The following is an 18,455-nucleotide window of genomic DNA, read 5'->3' as shown; positions in this document are numbered from 1 at the left end:
CCGCTCAGTCCGGCGTGGGATAGTGGTAGTAACGGGTATTCAGGTAGCGCGCAACCGAGGCGACATCCTCGTCGCTCCAGCGCAGCTTGCCAAGTTTCTGCCAGCGACGCACTTCCCGGCGGAGCCCCTTCCAGTCCGCGGCCTGCTTCCTGTCCCGCCAGTGCACCTGGGTATCGTGACAGGCAATGCAATGCGTCGAGTACAACAATTCGCCACGCGTCGGGTCGTGCAGGGATTGCGCGTTTGCCGCAATGACGCAGCCGAACCAGGCCAACAGAACGATAAAGACCGATCTCAGAAGCATGACAACCTCCTAACCATCCCTGTGTTTTTCAGTATACGCCCTGCCAGGTGCCCGAACCACCCTGCCGCCGGATATCCGCGCCGGGCGAATTTGAGGCGGACGCTGTACGGATGAGTTTGCTATAGTTGCCGCGCATGCACACCCGACACTGAACGATGCTCCCGAGCTGACATGGCCACCGCCTTTCCACCAGGACTGACTCACGAAATAGCGGCCGCACGCCTGGCTGCCGAGGGAGCCAATGAACTCGGCACGGACCAGCGCCGCACCTTGCTGGCGATCGCAGGCGAAGTGATGCGCGAACCGATGTTCATGCTGCTGCTAGGCGCCGGAGCAATCTATCTCGCCATGGGCGATGCCCATGAGGCCGTCATCCTGCTCGGGTTCGTGCTCATCATCATGGCAGTCACCGTGCTGCAGGAACGGCGCACCGAGAACGCACTGGAAGCGCTGCGCGACCTCTCCAGTCCGCGTGCGCTGGTGATCCGGGATGGCGTGCCGACGCGCATCGCCGGACGCGATGTGGTGCGCGACGATATCCTGGTCCTGGTCGAAGGCGACCGTGTCCCTGCTGACGGCAGCGTGCTGCAGGCGCATGAACTGGCGGCGGACGAATCGATGCTGACGGGCGAATCCGTGGCGGTGGAGAAATTCCCGGAGCACAGCGCAGTGTTTGCCGGCACCCTGATCGTACGCGGACAGGGATTGATACGCGTGACGGCGACCGGCAGCAAGACCGAGCTGGGCGGCATCGGCAGGTCGTTGCGGCAGATCGACATCGAAGCATCGCCCCTGCGCGACGAGATCGGCCTGCTGACCAGGCGCCTGGCATTGTTCAGCATCGGTTTGTGCATCCTGCTGGCCCTGCTGTACCTGTCTTTGCGCGGCGGCTGGCTCGACGGGCTGCTTGCCGGCATCACCCTGGCGATGGGCATCCTGCCGCAGGAATTCCCGGTCATCATGATCGTGTTCCTTGCACTGGGCGCGCGCCGCATCGCCGAGCAGCGTGTGCTGACGCGGCGCCTCAACGCCATCGAGACGCTGGGCGAGACCACGGTGTTGTGCGTGGACAAGACCGGGACATTGACCCAGAACCGCATGACGGTGACTGCCCTGTCAGTCTCCGGAAGGCTGCTGGAAACGACCGATATCGCCCGCAGCGGACTGCCCGAGGCCTATCACGAGTTGCTCGAATACGCCGTACTGGCGAGCGAGATCGATCCCCATGATCCGATGGAACTGGCATTCCATCGTTTTGCCCGCGAATTCCTGGCCAACACGGAACACCTGCACCCGGACTGGTCGCTGGCGCGGGAGTACGAGATTTCGCCGGAGCTGCTTGCCATGTCGCATCTGTGGCGCAACGATTCCGGCAAACATGATGTCGTCGCCACCAAAGGGGCGCCTGAGGCCATCGCCGATCTTTGCCACTTGTCCGAAGCTGAACGGCAACGCGTGCAGCAGGATGCGCAGTTGATGGCGGATCGCGGCCTGCGCGTGCTTGGAATCGCCAAGGCAAGACACAGCATCCACAAGGATTGGCCGGACATCCAGCACGACTTCGATTTCGAATTCGTCGGCCTGGCCGGGCTTGCCGATCCGCTGCGTCCGGAAGTGGCCGATGCGGTCGCCGAATGTCGGCGCGCCGGTATCCGCGTCGTGATGATCACCGGCGACCATCCGCGCACCGCCCGGGCGATTGCAACCCATGCCGGGATCGACGGCCGGAATCTGTTGACGGGGGACGAGCTGGCCGGCATGGATACCGCTACGCTGGCGCGGCGTATCGCATCGGTGAATGTCTTCGCACGCGTTTCGCCGCAACAGAAGCTCGCCATCGTCGAAGCGCTCAAGGCCAATCGCGAAGTGGTCGCCATGACCGGCGACGGAGTAAACGATGCGCCGGCGCTGAAAGCTGCCCATATCGGCATCGCCATGGGCAAGCGCGGTACCGACGTCGCCCGCGAAGCCGCCTCGCTGGTGCTGCTGGAAGACGATTTCAGCGCCATCGTTGCCGCCATCCGGCTGGGACGCCGCATCTTCGCCAACCTGCGCCTGGCAGTGCTGTACACCCTTGCCGTACACATCCCCATCATCGGCCTGTCCATCCTGCCCCTGCTGTTCGGCTTGCCGCTGGTCCTGGCGCCAATCCATATCGCCTTCCTGGAACTGATCATCGACCCCGCCTGTTCCATCGTATTCGAGGCGGAAAAGGGCGATGCCAGGCTGATGGAGCGACCGCCGCGCACACAGGCGGAACACCTCGTTTCGCCCCGGCATCTTGTGGTCAGCCTGGCCCAGGGCGCCTGGGTCACGCTGGGGATCGTTGCGTTCTATATGTGGAGCCTGCGCTCCGGCATGCTGGCCGAAGAGGCCCGTGCACTGGCCTTTATCGTCATGATTACTGCCAATGCAGCGCTGATATTCTCCATCCGCCCCCGTCAGCAGAAGCGGCAGCAGATCTTTGCGTCGCCTTCTGCGGTGGCCTTGTGGGTGCTCGCCGGAACATTTGCAGGATTGGCCGTGATCACCGGCATCCCCGCCATTGCAGCCGCATTCGCCTTCCGGCCGCCTGCGCTCCTGCACTGGTTGCTTGCCTGCGGCATCGGCATCGGCATCGTGTTCCTGCTTGAAGCTATCAAGCTCGTGCTCGGCAAGCTGCGCCGCCCTGCCTGATCGCCCTCCCCGCCGTTACTTGCCTTCGCGCTTGCTGTTCAGGCTGATGATGAGCACGCCAGCCAGCACCAGCGACGACCCTGCGATCTGCAGCAGCGAGACGCTCTCGTGCAGGAACACGTATGCCATGTAGATCGTGCTGACCGGGCCGATGGAGCCGATCAGCGAGGCGCTGCCGGAGCCGATGCGGCGGATCGCGAAAGACAGCAGGAACACCGGCAGCACCGTGGAGAAGATCGCCATCGCAGCGGAGAGTTCATACACGCGCAACGGCAAGTCGAGCGCGCTCAGCGGACGCATAGCCGCGAATTGCAGCAAGCTGGCAACGCTGGCCACCACCATGGCATAGGCGGTGAAGCGCAGCGTGCCGATGCGTGCGATGGCATGCCCTGCCCCCACCAGGTAGATCGAATAGGACAGCGTGCTGGCGAATACCAGCGATGCGCCCAGCACGATACCGCCTTCCTTTGTCCCGGCATCGTGCAGGAAGACCAGCGCGATCCCCGCGTAGCACAAAGCCATCGCCGCCATGGTCATGCGGCCGATGGCGCGCTTGTAGAACAGCGCGGAAAGGATCACCGTCATCGTTGGATAGAGGAACAGGATCAGGCGTTCCAGCCCGGCGGAAATGTACTGCAAGCCAAGGAAGTCGAGGAAGCTGGAACAATAGTAGCCGATCAGGCCCAGCCCCAGCACCAGTATCCGGTCATGCATGTCGAGCGGCACGGCGTGGCGGCGCCTGACCCAGATCGCCACGCCAATGAAGAACGGCGCCGAGAACACCATGCGCAAGGCCAGCAGCGTCACGGCATCGACATGATCGAGATAAGCCAGCTTGACCAGGATCGCCTTGGCCGAAAAACCCACCGCGGCAAGCAGGGCGAAGACGATGCCGAACAGGACATCCCGCTGGTTGAAGGCGCTGCTGGTTTGATTTGCCATCTTTGCAAGACCCTTTGTTTATCGGCAGTACGGGTCTCAGGCAGAAGCAACGCGGTCGACCCGCAGTTGCCCGGTTGGAAACAGAAACGTCAGAACCGGAGTGTGCTGCGGCTATGTGCTGGCAGGGCCAGCCACAGTCGCTTGGACATCGTCGATCGGGCGGAAATGAGTTGCTGTGCGTACATGGGGCGAAATATACGGGGGCGACTGGCGGCAAGTCAATCGGATATCGGGGCCGGCTACGCTGCTGTCAGGCGCACCGGGCATCTCGATAGCGTTTCAGGCCTCCATCGCCTCCAGCCTGGCCTCAGGGCAGGCAACCGAACGGGGCACTGCATGGGAGCGATTCACTCGTTCGCGCAAATCCTTGCCGGCCCTGAAGTGCGGCACATCCTTGGCGGGCAATTCGATGATCATGCCGGTGTTCGGATTGCGTCCTTTGCGAGGCCGGCGATGGAACACCGCAAAGGCGCCGAAGCCCCGGATCTCCACCCGCCCTTTTTGTTCCAGCACGCTGGCTATCTTGTCCAGGATAAGGCGGGCCGCCATTTCAATGTCTTTCTGGGTCAGCTCGGGATGGCGTGAAGCAAGCTGTTGAATCAGTTCCGATCGAGTCATGATGGTTCAAGTGTCGAGATGAAATAAAACGGTACGAGGCCAGCCCGGTGCTGGACGCTTTGTCATAGGCATGGACATCATTCGCCCTCCGGCGCTGCGCCGTCCATGGCGGCAGCCTGCTCGGCCTGCGCATTCATCACAATGATGCTGATGCGCCTGTTGTGTGCGCTGAACGGGTCTGCCGGATCGAACAAGGCAGATGAAGACAGGCCGACAACACGAAGGATCTTGTCGTCCTTCAGGCCGCCGCCGACCAGCGCACGCCGGGCTGCATTGGCTCGATCCAGGGATAATTCCCAGTTGCTGTAATTCCTGGTGGTTCCCTGGTAGGGCGTCGCATCGGTATGTCCGGTAATGCCGATCTTGTTCGGAACGGCGTTCAGGGTGGTGCCGAAACTGTGCAGGATGTCCACCGCATAGGGCTGCAACGTAGTGCTTCCCAGATTGAACATGGGACGGCTCTGCTTATCGATGATCTGGATGCGCAAACCGTCTGTAGTGATATCGATCTGGAGTTGATCCTTGAATGCACGCAACTCTGCATGCGCTTCGATTTCCAGTTCCAGGCTGCGCTTCAATTCCTGCAGGCGCAACCTTTCCTTGCGCTGCGCATCCAGCCGCCCGTCGCTCAAGGTAGCCGGGGCCATCCCCGGTGCTTCACCCTGCCTGAGTTGCGCTTCGCCAGCCACCGGGCGATTGCTCCCTTCATGGATAAGGCTGCTGTGATCGGACATATCCTTTCCGCCTGACAAGACGACCATCAGGGGAGTCTGGAAATACTGCGCAATGCTGCGCAGGCGCGCCTCGGAATTGCTCCCGAGCAACCACATCAACAGGAAGAAAGCCATCAGGGCGGTCACGAAATCGGCATATGCGATCTTCCAGGCGCCGCGCGCATGCGGTTTGCCGGTTCGCACGATCCGCTTGACCACCAGAGGTCGAATCTTCTGCTTGCCGCCGCCTGACTTCCTGACTTCCGGATTGACCACTGCCATATAACCCTCATGTCGGTTATACGCAAAGACTTCATTACAGCGGAACGCCAAAAGGAATAGAGGGAATGCTCAGATCACCTGGCGGCCCCGCTGGCACTCGACGAAATGTCGAATAGGAACTTGTCCCTTAGCCCGGAAGCTTTGCGTCCCCGCCTTTCGACGGGTTTGCCCTTGCAGGCGTTGATGTTGAAATCAACGATTGCGCGTGGATTCTATGGTCTGGAAGCAGTAACTGTCAAACCTGGCGGTCATGCAGCATTCGAAACCGGAGTTTTTCAGCCTGCGACGGCCCGACACAGGCCGTCAACTGCAGCCCGCCTAACCGGCCAAGCCGACGTAGACGTTCTGCACATCATCATCCGCGTCGATGGCCTCGAGGAACGCTTCCACTTCTTCGCGCTCGGCATCATTGCTGATGGTGACAGGATTCTTGGGACGGTAGCCGAGCTGGGCGGAGACGACGGTAAAGCCATGGTTAGGCAACGCCTTGCATACGGCATCCAGGTCGGTGACATCGGTGATGAACAGGCTCGCCCCTTCTTCGGAAGGCTCGAAATCCTGCGCTCCCGCTTCGATGGCAGCGATCTCCGCATCACTTTCCTGGCTGTTCGGCGTCGCCTCGATCATGCCGACATAGCTGAAGTCCCAGGAAACGGATCCCTCCGCCCCCAGCTGGCCTTTGCGGAACAGCACATTCATGCTCGACTTGGTGCGGTTGACGTTGTCCGACAGGCATTCGACGATGACAGGTACGCGGTGCGGGGCAAAGCCTTCATAGACGAGGCGTTCCAGTTGCGCTCCACCGTCGAGCAGACCGGCGCCCTTCTTGATGGCGCGATCCAGCGTGTCTTTGGGCATGGAGGCTTTTTTGGCCTGTTCGACCACCAGGCGCAGGCGCGAATTCAGGCTCGGATCGGCACCGCCTTTGGCCGCGACCATGATTTCTTTGGCCAATTTGCCGAATATCTTGCCCTTGGCATTCGCCGCCACTTCCTTATGTCTGGCTTTCCACTGTGCACCCATGTCTGCTCTCTTGAACTGTTGATCGATACGATACCTTGCCGGGACGAATCCCAAGGGGCGCATCTTGCCTCAAGTGAGGGCCGGGTTCAATCTTGACGGAAGACGCGCCGGCTATTGCGCAGTCCGAAGCCTCATTGCACCGGCTGCAATTGCCAGGCGGAGTGGCATGCCACACACTTCGACATCGTATCGGACAGCATGCCCAGCAGATCGGCCTGGCCCTTGCCGCTTTCCGCGGCCAGCGCCAGGTCATCCATATCGCGATGCACGCTCATGCCGAGGGACTTGAACGCGACCGGCAGCTTGGCCATCAGCGCCGGATTGACATCGGCAGCCGAAGCCATGCCCGCTGCCCGCGCCGACTTTGCCACCAGTTTCATGTCGCCCTGCCGTATGCCTAGCACGACCTGCTGCGATGCAGACAACAAGCCGCGCATCTCGCCCAGGACCAGGTCGCGTTCTGCCGGCGCCAGCACCACGGCAGTCCGGCCATCCGTTCCGGCCGTCGTGTTGCCCCGCACGAAGAACCATGCAAACACCGCTACTGTGGCTATCCACAGCACCATGGCGACCAGCGCGAAACGATTCGTGAACATGCCTACCCTCCTGTCATTGATGAGTGCGATACCTTACTGCACATCGACCAGACCGTCTGTGAGAATAATCACATATGGCCTGTCAGGGTGCTGGCTTGAATTGAGCGACATCTTCCAGCACTCGCAGGAAATCGTCGCCATACTTCGCCAGCTTGGCCTGCCCCACGCCGCTGACCTGCCCCATTTCATCCAGCGTCTGCGGCTTGCGGTTGAGGATTTCCAGCAAAGTGCTGTCGTGAAAAATGACATATGGCGGAACCCCCTGCTCGCGCGCCAGCTCCATGCGTTTGGCTTTGAGTGCCAACCACAGCGGATCTTCATTGGCCCCGGCGAAGGCTTCGCGCAGCCGCGAGCCGCGTTCTGCCTTGCTGGATTTGCGTTTCGCCGGCTCGGCATCGCGGCGCAACCACACTTCCTGCTCGCCGCGCAGCACCGGACGCGCCGCTTCGGTAAGGCGCAGGCCGCCGTAGCCCTCCATGTCAACATTGATGAAGCCGGCCGCGGTGAGCTGGCGATAGACGCTGCTCCATTGCGCTTGCGCCAGATCCTTGCCGATACCGAAGGTGCTCAGTTGCTGGTGGTTGAATTGCTCGACCTTGGGCGTGAGCTTGCCGAGCAGCACGTCGATCAGATGCACGACGCCGAAACGCTGCCCGGTGCGGTAAACGCAGGAAAGCGCCATCTGTGCGGCTTTGGTGGCATCCCAGGTATCCACGGGCGACAGGCAGTTGTCGCATGCGCCGCAATCGCCGGGATGCTCCTCGCCGAAATAGCGCAGGATGGTCTGGTGGCGACAGGCGGTGGATTCGCAAAAGCCCAGCAGTGCATCGAGCTTCTGCAGTTCGACGCGCTTGCGCTCTTCCGCCGCATCGCCGGACAGCAGCATCTGGCGCATGGACACGACATCGCCCAGGCCATAGGCCATCCAGGCGTTCGCAGGCAGGCCGTCGCGGCCGGCTCGGCCGGTTTCCTGGTAATAGCCTTCCATGCTCTTGGGCAGGTCGAGGTGCGCAACGAAGCGCACGTTGGGTTTGTCGATGCCCATGCCGAACGCGACGGTGGCGACCATGATGACGCCCTCCTCGCGCAGGAAACGCTTCTGGTTCGCGTTGCGCGTGGCGGCATCCAGCCCGGCGTGGTACGGCAGGGCATCCCAGCCCTGCTCCTTCAGCCATGCGGCGGTCTCCTCCACCTTCTTCCGAGACAGGCAATACACGATGCCGGCGTCATCGGGATGTTCGGTTTCGAGGAAGGTCTGCAACTGCTGGCGCGCGTTGTCCTTGAGCGTGACGCGATAGCGGATGTTGGGGCGATCGAAGCTGGAGACGAACTGGGTAGCCCTTTCCAGCGCCAGGCGCTCGACAATCTCGCTGCGCGTCGGCGCATCCGCCGTGGCGGTGAGCGCGATGCGCGGCACGGAGGGGAAGCGCTCGTGCAGCACCGTCAGCGCGCGGTATTCGGGGCGGAAATCGTGGCCCCATTGCGATACGCAGTGCGCTTCGTCGATGGCGAACAGGGCAACCCGGTTCTCTTGCTGCAGGCGCTCCAGCAGATCCAGGAACCCTTCCGTCATCAACCGCTCCGGCGCGACATACAGCAGCTTCAATTCGCCGCGCATCAGCTGCCGCGAGACTTCGCGCGCTGCTTCGGCTTCCAGGCTGGAATTGAGGAAAGCGGCCGACACGCCCAGTTGCTTGAGCGCATCGACCTGGTCCTGCATCAGCGCGATCAGCGGCGAGACCACAATGCCGACGCCATCGCGCAACAAGGCGGGGATCTGGTAGCACAGCGATTTGCCGCCGCCGGTAGGCATCAACACCAACGCATCGCCGCCGGCCGCAACGTGCTCGACGATGGCCTGCTGCGCGCCGCGGAACGCGGTGTAACCGAACGTGTCGCGCAGGATTTGTTGGGCGTGGCCGTGACTCATGGGGACTGTGTTCAAACGAAAATGAGAGCTTAACCCGAACAGCAGAATCCGGGGTTATCCGGTTGCAGCCGATGGTATGATTTCGCAAGAATAATACCGCCAAGGAAGGTTGTTTGATGAATATCCGCACCGTTTCGACCCAACCGTTCTCCGACCAGAAACCCGGCACTTCCGGCCTGCGCAAGAAGGTCACCACCTTTCAGCAAGCGCATTATCTGGAAAATTTCGTCCAGAGCATCTTCGACAGCGTCAACGCACCCCAGGGCGCGACGCTGGTGCTGGGCGGTGACGGGCGTTTCTACAATCGCGAGGCGATTCAGGTCATCCTGAAGATGGCCGCAGCCAATGGCTTTGGCAAGGTGCTGGTGGGCCGCGGCGGTATCCTGTCCACGCCGGCGGCCTCGTGCGTGATCCGGCAATACCAGACCTTCGGCGGCATCATCCTGTCGGCCAGCCACAATCCGGGGGGACCGGACGGTGACTTCGGCATCAAGTTCAACGGCTGCAATGGTGGGCCGGCCACCGAATCGGTGACCGAAGCGATCTTTGCCAAGAGCAAGGCCATTTCCAGCTATCGCATGCTCGATGCTGCGGATGTTCCGCTGGATTTGTTGAGCGAGACGACTTTGGGGAATATGAAAGTCAAGGTAATCAACCCGGTAAGCGACTATGCCGATCTGATGGAGTCTTTATTCGATTTTGGCGCAATACGGTCGCTATTGCAGGGCGGCTTCAAAATCAGGTTCGATGCAATGCATGCGGTGAACGGGCCATATGCCAAGGAGATACTGGAAAGGCGCCTGGGTGCACCATCCGGCAGCGTGATGAATGCCGTGCCGCTGGAAGATTTTGGCGGCGGCCATCCCGATCCCAACCTGACCTACGCCCACGATTTGGTGGAGATCATGTACGGTACAGATGCCCCGGATTTTGGTGCGGCATCGGATGGCGATGGCGACCGCAACATGATCCTGGGCAAACGCTTCTTCGTAACACCTTCGGACAGCCTCGCCTTGCTGGCGGCGAACGCCACGCTGGTACGCGGCTATGCCAAGGGCCTGGCAGGCGTGGCGCGTTCGATGCCGACCAGCGCCGCCGTGGACCGTGTGGCGCAAGCGCTGGATATCCCCTGCTTCGAGACGCCGACCGGCTGGAAATTTTTCGGCAATCTGATGGATGCGGGCAAGGTCACGCTGTGCGGCGAGGAAAGCTTCGGTACCGGGTCCAGCCATGTGCGCGAGAAGGACGGGCTGTGGGCAGTGCTGTTCTGGCTCAACATCCTGGCAGTCCGCAAGCAATCGGTGGAAACCATCACTCGCGAGCATTGGGCCAGATTCGGCCGCAATTTCTATTCGCGCTACGATTATGAGGGGTTGCCGACGGAAGCGGCCAATGGCGTGATGCGGCATCTGCGCGACAGCTTCGGCACGCTGGCCGGCACGGCTTTCGGCAGGTATTCGATACAGGCTTGCGACGATTTCAGCTATACCGATCCGGTCGATGGCAGCATCAGCAATGGCCAGGGGATACGCATCCTTTTCAGCGACGGCTCACGCATCGTCTTCCGCCTGTCCGGCACAGGCACGGAAGGCGCGACGCTGCGCGTTTACCTGGAAGCATTCGAATCCGCCGTCTCGCGCCACCATCTGGATGCTCAGGAGGCCTTGAAGGACTTGATCAGGATTGCGCTGCATATCTCGGAATTGCAGACCCGCACGGGGCGGGAACAGCCGACGGTGATCACTTAGCGTCGAGTGTGGAAGGAACGGTGGCTGCCACGCCCGAGGCCGTTGCAGCCCCTTCTCCACCGACCACCTGGAAGAACACTTCGCCCTGCTTGACCATGCCCAGTTCGCTACGCGCACGTTCTTCGATAGCATCGGTGCCGCGCTTGAGGTCGCGCACCTCCGCATCCAGTGACGCATTGCGCTTTTGGGTCTGATCGTTGATCTGTTTCTGGGCTTCGACCTGCTTGCCCATCTCCCACACCTTCAGCCAGCTACCCTTCCCCAGCCAGAGCGGATATTGCAACAGCAGGAGAAGAGCAAGCAGGATGTAGGTGACGACACGCATCAGCCTAACTGGTAATAAGCCTCACGTCCCGGATAAGAGGCACTGTCGCCGAGGTCTTCTTCGATGCGCAGCAGCTGGTTGTACTTCGCCATGCGGTCGGAGCGGGACAAAGAGCCGGTCTTGATCTGCATGGCATTCGTAGCCACAGCCAGATCGGCGATGGTGGAATCTTCGGTCTCGCCGGAACGGTGCGAGATCACGGCGGTGTAGCCGGCACGCTTCGCCATCTCGATGGCCGCAAAGGTCTCGGTCAGGGTGCCGATCTGGTTGACCTTGATCAGGATGGAATTGGCGATGCCGCGCTTGATACCTTCGCGCAGGATCTTGGTATTGGTCACGAACACGTCGTCGCCGACCAGCTGGATCTGCTTGCCGAGACGGTCGGTCAGTGCCTTCCAGCCATCCCAATCGTGCTCGCTCATGCCGTCTTCGATACTAACGATGGGATATTTGTCCACCCAGGTTGCATACAAATCGACCATTTGCGCTGAAGTGAGAGTCAATCCGTCGGCCTTCAGGTGATACTTGCCATCTTTATAGAACTCGGAAGCAGCAGGGTCCATAGCGATGGCCACATCTGCACCAGGTACATAGCCAGCAGCCTCAATGGCTTCGACGATGACCTTTAATGCCCCCTCATTTGAACCCAGCGCCGGTGCAAATCCCCCTTCATCACCAACCGTGGTGGGAAGTCCACGATGATGCAGGACTGACTTCAAGGCATGAAATACTTCGGCGCCGTAACGCAACGCCTCGCGGAAACTTGGCGCCCCTACCGGGACGATCATGAATTCCTGCATATCTGCACCGCCAGTCGCGTGTGCTCCACCGTTGATAACGTTCATCATCGGCACCGGCATTTCCATGCGTGCTGCACCGCCGAGGTAGCGATACAGCGGCAGGCCGCTCTCTTCTGCTGCGGCACGCGCCACGGCCATGGAGACGGCGAGAATGGCATTCGCGCCCAGGCGCGATTTGGTATCGGTGCCATCCAGTTCGATCATGGTCTGGTCGATGAAAGCCTGCTCAGCGGCATCCAGGCCGATGATCGCTTCAGCGATTTCCGTGTTCACATTTTCAACGGCATTCAACACGCCTTTGCCGAGATAACGCTTCTTGTCGCCATCACGCAACTCGATCGCTTCTTTCTCTCCTGTGGAAGCTCCGGACGGCACAGCGGCACGGCCCATCACGCCCGACTCCAGCAACACATCCGCTTCTACGGTCGGGTTGCCACGGGAATCCAGTATTTCACGCGCTACTACATCAACGATTGCACTCATTCTTATTCTTCCTTCACTCACACACTTTTCAAGTTAACGTTCTCTTCGATAAAACCGTGTTGCTTCACCAATTCGTCCAGCGCTTTGAGCGTCTGCAACAGCGCTTGCAGATGGCCCAACGGAAATGCATTCGGCCCATCCGACAATGCTTTCGCAGGATCGGGATGCGTTTCCATGAACACCCCCGCCACCCCGGCCGCGACTGCTGCGCGTGCCAATACCGGCACGAATTCGCGCTGGCCGCCGCTCGCCGTGCCCTGCCCTCCGGGCAATTGCACGGAATGCGTGGCATCGAATACCACCGGACAACCGGTATTGCGCATGACTGCCAGCGAACGCATATCCGACACCAGATTGTTGTAGCCGAACGAGGCACCGCGCTCGCACACCATGATGTTGTCCGCGCCGCTCACTTCGCGCGCCTTGTCCACCACGTTCTTCATGTCCCACGGCGACAGGAACTGGCCTTTCTTGATATTCACCGGCTTGCCGGCTTTCGCCACGGCATGGATGAAGTCGGTCTGGCGGCACAGGAATGCGGGCGTTTGCAACACATCCACCACCGCAGCGACAGGAGCAATCTCATCCTCGGTGTGCACATCGGTCAGTACCGGCACGCCGATCTGCGCTTTGACCTTTTCCAGAATCTTCAAGCCCGCTTCCATGCCAAAACCGCGGAAGGTCTTGCCCGAACTGCGATTGGCTTTGTCGTAGGAGGATTTGTAGATGAACGGGATCCCGAGTCGCTGACAAATCTCTTTCAGCTGGCCTGCGGTGTCCAACGCCATCTGTTCCGATTCGATCACGCATGGACCGGCAATCAGGAACAACGGCTTGTTCAGGCCAACATCAAATCCGCACAGCTTCATAATTCGACGCCTCCAGACTGATGTTGGGCAAGCCCTTCCCGCACCAAGCGCTTTGCGCCACCGTGTCCGGGCTGCACATCGAATCCGTACAATTTCATGCTGCCTCCTTGTGCTTCACGGCAGCCTCGACGTAGGCCTTGAACAGCGGATGTCCGGCACGCGGTGTGGAGGTGAACTCCGGGTGGAACTGCACGCCAACGAACCACGGATGCATGCTTTGCGGCAACTCCATCATCTCCGGCAGATCTTCGGAGGGAGTGCGCGCAGAAATGATCAAACCGTTTTTTTCCAGCGCAGGGACGTAATGGTTGTTAACTTCATAGCGATGACGGTGACGCTCGTTCACTTCATCGCCATAAATTCGCTGCGCCAAGGTGTTGGATTTGATCGGACAACGTTGCGAACCGAGACGCATGGTGCCCCCCAGATCGGAGTCGGCGCTGCGCTTGGCAACCTTGCCATCGCGGTCCAGCCATTCGGTGATCAATGCCACGACCGGATGTTCCGTTTCCAGGTTGAATTCAGTGCTATTGGCATCCGCCATACCGGCAACATGGCGAGCATATTCGATCACCGCAAGTTGCATCCCCAGGCAAATACCGAGATAGGGTATCTTGTTCTCCCGCGCATAGCGAATCGCGGCGATCTTTCCTTCCGTGCCACGCACTCCGAATCCGCCTGGCACCAGAATCGCATCAAGCTCTTTCAGGCAATCAGTCCCTTCATTTTCGATTGCCTCAGAATCGAGGTATTCGATGTTCACTCGAGTGGCGGTATGGATACCGGCGTGACGCAATGCCTCGATCAACGACTTATAGGATTCGGTAAGATCGACATACTTGCCAACCATGCCGATGGTGATTTGGTGTTGCGGGTTTTCCTGCGCCTTGATCAGGTTCTGCCACACGGTCAGGTCGGCGGGCGGCGCATTCAACGCCAGCTCTTCACAGATGATGCGGTCCAATCCTTGCTCGTGCAGCACTTGCGGCACTTTATAGATACTGTCCACATCCCACATCGAAATCACGCTGTCTTCGCGCACATTGGCGAACAGCGAGATCTTTGCGCGCTCATCATCCGGAATACGGCGATCCGCGCGGCACAGCAAGGCGGTCGGGAAGATACCGATCTCGCGCAGTTTCTGCACGCTGTGCTGGGTCGGCTTGGTCTTCAATTCGCCAGCGGTGGCGATATAGGGAACCAGCGTCAAGTGGACGTAGGCGACCTGGTGCCGTCCCATGCGCAACCCCATCTGGCGAGCCGCTTCCAGGAACGGCAACGATTCGATGTCACCTACCGTGCCACCGATCTCCACGATGGCCACATCTGCCTTGCCCTCATGCGACGCGGCAGCACCGCGCTCGACGAAGGCTTGTATTTCGTTGGTGATATGCGGGATGACCTGTACCGTTTTGCCCAGATATTCGCCACGGCGCTCCTTGCGGATCACGCTCTCATAGATCTGGCCGGTGGTGAAGTTATTAGCCTTGCGCATCTTGGCCGAGATGAAACGCTCGTAATGCCCCAAATCGAGATCGGTCTCGGCACCGTCTTCAGTGACAAAAACTTCGCCATGCTGGAACGGGCTCATCGTGCCCGGATCGACATTGATATAGGGATCCAGTTTAAGCATCGTGACCTTGAGGCCACGAGATTCGAGGATAGCCGCAAGTGAAGCGGCGGCGATGCCCTTTCCTAAGGAAGAGACAACGCCGCCGGTAATGAATATGTACTTGGTCATGGAACGCGATTGTATCGCAAAACAGGTATCCTCTCAAAGGAAGAAGCGCGCCAAGCAATGCGAAGAGGCATCGAGGGCGAATTTCTGCAGCAACCCTCTGTCGACGGCTTCAACGTGGCCGTTACCGTTTGCAACGGAATCTAAGGATTCCGCCGCCTTTCCCAGGTTGGCGGACATCGAGCACGCGGCGCGCGCTCAGCCAACCGCACCGCACCTGCGTGCGCGCGTTGCCAGAGCCTTGGATCATTTCAAACCCGCAAAGCAAAACACCCCGCCTTTTGGGCGGGGTGTTTTGCTTTGTAAGGAGTCTGACGATGACCTACTTTCACATGCGGATGCACACTATCATTGGCGCGAAGTCGTTTCACTGTCCTGTTCGAGATGGGAAGGAGTGGGGCCAACTTGCTATGGTCGTCAGACATAACTGTTATCAATCGCTGAAGCGGGTTCAGGGTTCCAGCGCTTGATGTAATTTTGGAAGAAGTAAAGTGTGTTCTGATTGTTGCGAGCGTTGTTACTTGCGCTTGCCTAATGTTATAGGATCAAGCCGCACGGGCAATTAGTATCGGTTAGCTTAACGCATTACTGCGCTTCCACACCCGACCTATCAACGTGGTGGTCTTCCACGACCCTTCAGGGCAATCAAGTTGCCAGGGAAGTCTCATCTTGAGGCGAGTTTCCCGCTTAGATGCTTTCAGCGGTTATCTCTTCCGTATATAGCTACCCGGCGATACGACTGGCGTCATAACCGGTACACCAGAGATACGTCCACTCCGGTCCTCTCGTACTAGGAGCAGGCCCCCTCAAACTTCCAGCGCCCACGGCAGATAGGGACCAAACTGTCTCACGACGTTTTAAACCCAGCTCACGTACCACTTTAAATGGCGAACAGCCATACCCTTGGGACCGGCTACAGCCCCAGGATGTGATGAGCCGACATCGAGGTGCCAAACTCCCCCGTCGATATGAACTCTTGGGAGGAATCAGCCTGTTATCCCCAGAGTACCTTTTATCCGTTGAGCGATGGCCCTTCCATACAGAACCACCGGATCACTATGACCTGCTTTCGCACCTGCTCGACTTGTCAGTCTCGCAGTTAAGCATCCTTTTGCCATTGCACTATCAGTACGATGTCCGACCGTACCTAGGATACCTTCGTACTCCTCCGTTACAATTTGGGAGGAGACCGCCCCAGTCAAACTGCCTACCATGCAATGTCCCCAATCCGGATTACGGATCTAGGTTAGAACCTCGAACACACCAGGCTGGTATTTCAACGTCGGCTCCACGATGTCTGGCGACACCGCTTCAAAGCCTCCCAGCTATCCTACACAGGTCTATTCAAAATCCAATGCAAAGCTACAGTAAAGGTTCATGGGGTCTTTCCGTCTAGCCGCGGGTAGATTGCATCTTCACAAACATTTCAACTTCGCTGAGTCCCGGGTGGAGACAGTGTGGCCATCGTTACGCCATTCGTGCAGGTCGGAACTTACCCGACAAGGAATTTCGCTACCTTAGGACCGTTATAGTTACGGCCGCCGTTTACTGGGACTTCAATCAAGAGCTTGCACCCCATCATTTAATCTTCCAGCACCGGGCAGGCGTCACACTCTATACGTCCACTTTCGTGTTTGCAGAGTGCTGTGTTTTTATTAAACAGTCGCAGCCACCATTTCACTGCAACCCCATCGAGCTTCAAGAGCAAGTCTCTACACTCTACCGGGGCGCACCTTTTCCCGAAGTTACGGTGCTAATTTGCCGAGTTCCTTCACCCGAGTTCTCTCAAGCGCCTTAGAATTCTCATCCTGCCCACCTGTGTCGGTTTGCGGTACGGTCCCAATGCAACTGAAGCTTAGTGGCTTTTCTTGGAAGCTTGGTATCAGCAACTTCGCGCCCGAAGGCACTCGTCATCACGCCTCAGGATTGACCTCCCGGATTTGCCTAAGAGATCTCCCTACACGCTTAAACCAGGACATCCAACACCTGGCTCGCTTAACCTTCTCCGTCCCCACATCGCATTGCATTGAGGTACAGGAATATTAACCTGTTTCCCATCGACTACGCATTTCTGCCTCGCCTTAGGGGCCGACTCACCCTGCGCCGATGAACGTTGCGCAGGAAACCTTGGGCTTTCGGCGAGGGAGCCTTTCACTCCCTTTATCGCTACTCATGTCAGCATTCGCACTTCTGATACCTCCAGCATCCGTTACCAGACACCTTCGCAGGCCTACAGAACGCTCTCCTACCATATCCGAAGATATCCGCGATTTCGGTGCATAGTTTGAGCCCCGTTACATCTTCCGCGCAGGACGACTCGATCAGTGAGCTATTACGCTTTCTTTAAATGATGGCTGCTTCTAAGCCAACATCCTGACTGTTTTAGCCTTCCCACTTCGTTTTCCACTTAACTATGTCTTGGGGACCTTAATCGGCGGTCTGGGTTGTTTCCCTTTTGACACCGGACGTTAGCACCCGGTGTCTGTCTCCCATGCTCGCACTTCTCGGTATTCGGAGTTTGCAATGGTTTGGTAATCAGCAATAGACCCCTAGCCATGACAGTGCTCTACCCCCGAGAGTGATACATGAGGCACTACCTAAATAGTTTTCGGAGAGAACCAGCTATTTCCAAGTTTGTTTAGCCTTTCACCCCTATCCACAGCTCATCCCCTAGTTTTTCAACACTAGTGGGTTCGGACCTCCAGTGAGTGTTACCCCACCTTCATCCTGGCCATGGATAGATCACTTGGTTTCGGGTCTACGCCCAGCAACTATCGCCCTTATCAGACTCGGTTTCCCTACGCCTCCCCTATTCGGTTAAGCTCGCTACTGAACGTAAGTCGCTGACCCATTATACAAAAGGTACGCAGTCACGGAACAAGTCCGCTCCCACTGTTTGTATGCATACGATTTCAGGATCTATTTCACTCCCCTTCCGGGGTTCTTTTCGCCTTTCCCTCACGGTACTGGTTCACTATCGGTCGATTACGAGTATTTAGCCTTGGAGGATGGTCCCCCCATGTTCAGACAGGGTTTCTCGTGCCCCGCCCTACTTGTTCCAAACCTAGTTCCACTCCTGAATTTTTGCGTACGGGACTATCACCCACTATGGTCAGACTTTCCAGACTGTTCCACTAATTCAGAAGCTAAAGTTTGCAGGCTGCTCCGCGTTCGCTCGCCACTACTAGCGGAATCTCGGTTGATTTCTTTTCCTCCGGGTACTTAGATGTTTCAGTTCTCCGGGTTCGCTCTACCTGACCTATGTATTCAGTCAGGAGTGACCCTTGCGGGCCGGGTTTCCCCATTCAGATATCTGCGGATCAATGCTCTATTGCCAGCTCCCCGCAGCTTTTCGCAGGCTTACACGTCTTTCATCGCCTGTAATCGCCAAGGCATCCATCATATGCA

The 18,455-nt window shown here is 58.7% G+C and carries 13 protein-coding genes, 2 rRNA genes and 1 riboswitch (1 of these 16 only partly in view); of the genes, 2 read left to right on the top strand and 13 right to left on the bottom strand.

The window, feature by feature from the left end; genetic code table 11:
* Positions 1-4: 4 nt before the first annotated feature.
* A complete protein-coding gene (locus L6418_RS05495) occupies positions 5-304 on the bottom strand; it encodes a hypothetical protein (protein WP_237248467.1) in 300 nt (99 codons plus the stop codon).
* Positions 305-475: 171 nt separating this feature from the next.
* Between L6418_RS05495 and L6418_RS05490 the strand changes: the two genes are divergently transcribed.
* Entirely contained in the window at positions 476-2,980 is a 2,505-nt protein-coding gene (locus L6418_RS05490; protein WP_237248466.1) for a cation-translocating P-type ATPase, read from the top strand.
* Between the two features lie 15 nt (positions 2,981-2,995).
* Here L6418_RS05490 and L6418_RS05485 read toward each other — a convergent pair whose 3' ends face one another.
* The 6 genes from L6418_RS05485 to recQ form a co-directional block, all read right to left on the bottom strand.
* Complete coding sequence (locus L6418_RS05485) at positions 2,996-3,922, bottom strand: DMT family transporter (RefSeq protein WP_237248465.1); 927 nt, start codon at positions 3,920-3,922, stop codon at positions 2,996-2,998.
* A gap of 279 nt (positions 3,923-4,201) precedes the next feature.
* On the bottom strand, positions 4,202-4,540 hold the full coding sequence (locus tag L6418_RS05480; protein WP_237248464.1) for an integration host factor subunit beta: 339 nt from the start codon (positions 4,538-4,540) through the stop codon (positions 4,202-4,204).
* 77 nt (positions 4,541-4,617) lie between these two features.
* Positions 4,618-5,535 (bottom strand): flagellar motor protein MotB, encoded by a 918-nt coding sequence (gene motB, locus L6418_RS05475; protein ID WP_237248463.1) that lies wholly within the window; start codon positions 5,533-5,535, stop codon positions 4,618-4,620.
* A gap of 77 nt (positions 5,536-5,612) precedes the next feature.
* A riboswitch (cyclic di-GMP riboswitch) is annotated at positions 5,613-5,715 on the bottom strand.
* A 138-nt stretch (positions 5,716-5,853) separates the two neighbouring features.
* Positions 5,854-6,558 carry a YebC/PmpR family DNA-binding transcriptional regulator gene (locus L6418_RS05470; RefSeq protein ID WP_237248462.1) on the bottom strand — a complete coding sequence of 235 codons (705 nt, stop codon included), beginning with the start codon at positions 6,556-6,558 and terminating at the stop codon, positions 5,854-5,856.
* Positions 6,559-6,689: 131 nt separating this feature from the next.
* The gene (locus L6418_RS05465; RefSeq protein WP_237248461.1) at positions 6,690-7,154 is read right to left on the bottom strand and encodes a hypothetical protein; all 465 of its coding nucleotides are present in this window, start codon (positions 7,152-7,154) and stop codon (positions 6,690-6,692) included.
* Between the two features lie 82 nt (positions 7,155-7,236).
* Positions 7,237-9,084, bottom strand: coding sequence for a DNA helicase RecQ (gene recQ / locus L6418_RS05460; protein WP_237248460.1), 1,848 nt, complete (start codon positions 9,082-9,084; stop codon positions 7,237-7,239).
* 116 nt (positions 9,085-9,200) lie between these two features.
* On the opposite strand from recQ, the gene L6418_RS05455 reads away from it, so the two are divergent.
* Complete coding sequence (locus L6418_RS05455) at positions 9,201-10,832, top strand: alpha-D-glucose phosphate-specific phosphoglucomutase (RefSeq protein WP_237248459.1); 1,632 nt, start codon at positions 9,201-9,203, stop codon at positions 10,830-10,832.
* On the opposite strand, the gene ftsB is transcribed toward L6418_RS05455, so the two are convergent.
* From ftsB to L6418_RS05425, 6 genes are all read right to left on the bottom strand, one after another.
* On the bottom strand, positions 10,825-11,157 hold the full coding sequence (ftsB, locus tag L6418_RS05450) for a cell division protein FtsB (RefSeq protein ID WP_237248458.1): 333 nt from the start codon (positions 11,155-11,157) through the stop codon (positions 10,825-10,827). The two genes, L6418_RS05455 and ftsB, sit on opposite strands and share 8 nt — an antisense overlap.
* A complete protein-coding gene (gene eno, locus L6418_RS05445) occupies positions 11,157-12,440 on the bottom strand; it encodes a phosphopyruvate hydratase (protein WP_237248457.1) in 1,284 nt (427 codons plus the stop codon). The genes ftsB and eno overlap by 1 nt, the downstream gene beginning before the upstream one ends.
* A gap of 17 nt (positions 12,441-12,457) precedes the next feature.
* Entirely contained in the window at positions 12,458-13,309 is an 852-nt protein-coding gene (gene kdsA, locus L6418_RS05440) for a 3-deoxy-8-phosphooctulonate synthase (protein ID WP_237248456.1), read from the bottom strand.
* A gap of 94 nt (positions 13,310-13,403) precedes the next feature.
* On the bottom strand, positions 13,404-15,050 hold the full coding sequence (locus L6418_RS05435) for a CTP synthase (RefSeq protein ID WP_237248455.1): 1,647 nt from the start codon (positions 15,048-15,050) through the stop codon (positions 13,404-13,406).
* Positions 15,051-15,356: 306 nt separating this feature from the next.
* Positions 15,357-15,469: ribosomal RNA gene (rrf, locus tag L6418_RS05430) — 5S ribosomal RNA — on the bottom strand.
* A 119-nt stretch (positions 15,470-15,588) separates the two neighbouring features.
* A 23S ribosomal RNA gene (locus L6418_RS05425) occupies positions 15,589-18,455 on the bottom strand; it runs 15 nt beyond the window's last position.

Source organism: Sideroxyarcus emersonii (genome assembly GCF_021654335.1).
GTDB lineage: Bacteria > Pseudomonadota > Gammaproteobacteria > Burkholderiales > Gallionellaceae > Sideroxyarcus > Sideroxyarcus emersonii.
Note: the sequence above shows the minus strand (reverse complement) of the source record. Positions and strands in the feature narration are given on the sequence as shown.

Excerpts from the sequence above, each read along its gene's own strand:
- L6418_RS05455 (WP_237248459.1), top strand. The coding sequence starts at position 9,201 with ATGAATATCCGCACCGTTTCGACCCAACCGTTCTCCGACCAGAAACCC.
- L6418_RS05470 (WP_237248462.1), bottom strand. The coding sequence starts at position 6,558 with ATGGGTGCACAGTGGAAAGCCAGACATAAGGAAGTGGCGGCGAATGCC.
- ftsB (WP_237248458.1), bottom strand. The coding sequence starts at position 11,157 with ATGCGTGTCGTCACCTACATCCTGCTTGCTCTTCTCCTGCTGTTGCAA.
- L6418_RS05485 (WP_237248465.1), bottom strand. The coding sequence starts at position 3,922 with ATGGCAAATCAAACCAGCAGCGCCTTCAACCAGCGGGATGTCCTGTTC.
- L6418_RS05495 (WP_237248467.1), bottom strand. The coding sequence starts at position 304 with ATGCTTCTGAGATCGGTCTTTATCGTTCTGTTGGCCTGGTTCGGCTGC.
- L6418_RS05465 (WP_237248461.1), bottom strand. The coding sequence starts at position 7,154 with ATGTTCACGAATCGTTTCGCGCTGGTCGCCATGGTGCTGTGGATAGCC.
- L6418_RS05435 (WP_237248455.1), bottom strand. The coding sequence starts at position 15,050 with ATGACCAAGTACATATTCATTACCGGCGGCGTTGTCTCTTCCTTAGGA.
- motB (WP_237248463.1), bottom strand. The coding sequence starts at position 5,535 with ATGGCAGTGGTCAATCCGGAAGTCAGGAAGTCAGGCGGCGGCAAGCAG.
- L6418_RS05490 (WP_237248466.1), top strand. The coding sequence starts at position 476 with ATGGCCACCGCCTTTCCACCAGGACTGACTCACGAAATAGCGGCCGCA.
- L6418_RS05480 (WP_237248464.1), bottom strand. The coding sequence starts at position 4,540 with ATGACTCGATCGGAACTGATTCAACAGCTTGCTTCACGCCATCCCGAG.
- recQ (WP_237248460.1), bottom strand. The coding sequence starts at position 9,084 with ATGAGTCACGGCCACGCCCAACAAATCCTGCGCGACACGTTCGGTTAC.
- kdsA (WP_237248456.1), bottom strand. The coding sequence starts at position 13,309 with ATGAAGCTGTGCGGATTTGATGTTGGCCTGAACAAGCCGTTGTTCCTG.
- eno (WP_237248457.1), bottom strand. The coding sequence starts at position 12,440 with ATGAGTGCAATCGTTGATGTAGTAGCGCGTGAAATACTGGATTCCCGT.